The organism is Bradyrhizobium sp. P5_C11_2, assembly GCF_054049755.1.
On the sequence record NZ_JBFULT010000842.1, the window covers coordinates 1 to 2,236 of the forward strand.

A 2,236-nucleotide genomic window follows, 5' to 3' on the forward strand; every position below is an offset into this window, starting at 1 on the left:
TCTCCCGATTTGCCGCGCTTACATACTCGCTTTCGCGTCTGCGCGCGAATAGACAGGTTTGCTGTCGCGTGGTTGCTTATCCGCCTGAAGGAAGCCTACGACAGCTYTGCGTCGTAACAGCGGCTCGGCGCCGCAAAATCGCGAGCGGCGGCGTTTGGTCACATCATCGCCGCGTTCCGGAGTCCTAACGGCAGCCGGGCGCAGGTCACTCAGGGATATCTGATGAAAATTTTACGCGTTGCCGCGTTCATCGCGGCCGGACTGATGTCGCCGCAGACTGCATTCGCCGGCGAAGCGGACTATGCCGAGATGGTCGCCGCCCATGCGCGCGCCAACGGCGTGCCGGAGGCGCTGGTCCACCGCGTCATCATGCGCGAGAGCCGCTACCAGCCGCAGCTGATCGGCCATGGCGGCACCATCGGGCTGATGCAGATCAAGCTCGCGACCGCCCGCGGGGTCGGCTACACCGGCGATGCCGCGGGCCTGCGCGACCCCAATACCAACCTCACCTATGCCGTGAAATATCTCGCCGGCGCCTATCGCGCCGCCAATGGCGACCACGCCCGAGCCGTGCGTTATTTCGCGGGCGGCTATTACTACGTTGCAAAGCGCCAGCGTCAGGAAATGGTGCAGCAGGCCAGCAACGAGACGTGGTTGGAGCCGAACGGCAATCCGCAGCCGGTGTTCGGCACAGCCCCGCACCGGAAGCTCGCCCAGCGCGTCCGCAACGCCCGGGCGCAGGTTCCCGGGAACATGCGTTGACACCAGCCGTCACTGGCCTACATTAGAGCCGTTCCGAGGGGTGCTCCGAGGAGGAGCTGAGATACCGCTAAATGGGCAAGACCGCCCAGGACCGCGGTGACCCTTTGAACCTGATCCGGGTCATGCCGGCGAAGGGACAGGGATGTTGCAGACCACCAAGCGACCGGATTCCCCGGTATCCATCATCGGCGCAGGCATTGCGGGAGCCTGGCAGGCGCTGCTCTTCGCGCAGGCCGGCCACGCCGTGACGCTACACGAGCGTGGTGACGCCGCAATGACCGACGCCACCAGCCATTGGGCCGGCGGCATGCTGGCGCCTTATTGCGAGGCGGAGGTTTCCGAACCAATCATCAGCCGCCTCGGCCTGCGCTCGCTCGACATCTGGCGCCGCGAGCTGCCGGACACCCCGTTCAACGGTTCCCTCGTCGTCGCCCATCCGCGCGAGCGCAACGACTTTGAGCGCTTTGCCCGGATGACCGAGGGCCATCGCCGGCTCGATGCCGCCGGCCTCGCCGAGATCGAGCCGTCGCTGGAGGGCCGCTTCCGCGACGCGCTGTTCTTCCCGGCCGAGGGCCATGTCGAGCCGCGCCGCGTGCTGCCGAAGCTGCATGAGCGCATCCTTGCTGCCGGCGGCACCATCAAGTTCGAAAGCGACGTCAGCGCCGCCGATCTCGACGGCCTCGTGATCGACTGCCGCGGCCTTTCCGCGCGCGACCAGCAACCGGCCCTGCGCGGCGTCAAGGGCGAGATGATCCTGATCGAGAGCAGCGAGGTGGAGCTGGCGCGCCCGGTGCGGCTGATCCATCCGCGCTGGCCGCTCTACGTGATCCCGCGCGAGCAAGGCCTGTTCATGCTCGGCGCCACCTCGATCGAGGCCGAGGACACCGGCGTCAGCGTCCGCTCGGCGCTGGAGCTTTTGGGCGCAGCCTATGCCGTGCATCCGGCCTTCGGCGAAGCGCGCATCGTCGAGTTCGGCTCCGGCCTTCGCCCCGCCTTCCCCGACAATCTGCCGCGCATCGCGGTGCAGGGCCGCAACATCGCGGTCAACGGGCTCTACCGCCACGGCTTCCTGATCGCGCCGGCGCTCGCCGAGTTGACGCTTGCCTTTGTCGAGCGCGGCCAGATCGACAACGAGGTGATGCAATGCGCGTGATCGTCAATGGCGAGCAACGCGAGGTGAACTCGGTCAGCGTGGACGCGCTGCTCAGCGAGCTCGACTACGAAGGCACCCATTTCGCGATCGCGCTGAACTACGACGTGGTGCCGAAGAGCCGCTGGGCCGAGACCAGCCTCAAGGCTGGCGACGAGATCGAGATCATCACGCCGCGGCAGGGAGGGTGAGGTGATGGCAAGCTCTCTCCATTCGTCGTCCCGGCGAAGGCCGGGACCCATAACCACCGCGCTTCATTGGGACGGAAGGTCTCTGCCACCCTGCCTCAAGCCACATCACGCGGTATGGGTCCCGGCCTTCGCC

At 66.7% G+C, this 2,236-nt stretch carries 3 protein-coding genes and 1 riboswitch; all 3 genes read left to right on the plus strand.

Going from position 1 to position 2,236, the window contains the following annotated elements:
* Positions 1 to 222 precede the first annotated feature (222 nt).
* The 3 genes from ACXJL8_RS39285 to thiS all read left to right on the plus strand — a co-directional run bounded on the left by ACXJL8_RS39285 (position 223) and on the right by thiS (position 2,103).
* Positions 223 to 762 (plus strand): transglycosylase SLT domain-containing protein, encoded by a 540-nt coding sequence (locus tag ACXJL8_RS39285; protein WP_456617861.1) that lies wholly within the window; start codon positions 223 to 225, stop codon positions 760 to 762.
* A gap of 26 nt (positions 763 to 788) precedes the next feature.
* Positions 789 to 917: riboswitch (TPP riboswitch) on the plus strand.
* A complete protein-coding gene (locus tag ACXJL8_RS39290; RefSeq protein WP_456617862.1) occupies positions 905 to 1,915 on the plus strand; it encodes an FAD-dependent oxidoreductase in 1,011 nt (336 codons plus the stop codon). (Overlaps the previous riboswitch by 13 nt.)
* Positions 1,906 to 2,103: a sulfur carrier protein ThiS gene (gene thiS, locus ACXJL8_RS39295; RefSeq protein ID WP_456617863.1), complete on the plus strand. Its 198-nt coding sequence runs from the start codon at positions 1,906 to 1,908 to the stop codon at positions 2,101 to 2,103. The genes ACXJL8_RS39290 and thiS overlap by 10 nt, the downstream gene beginning before the upstream one ends.
* Positions 2,104 to 2,236: the final 133 nt, after the last annotated feature.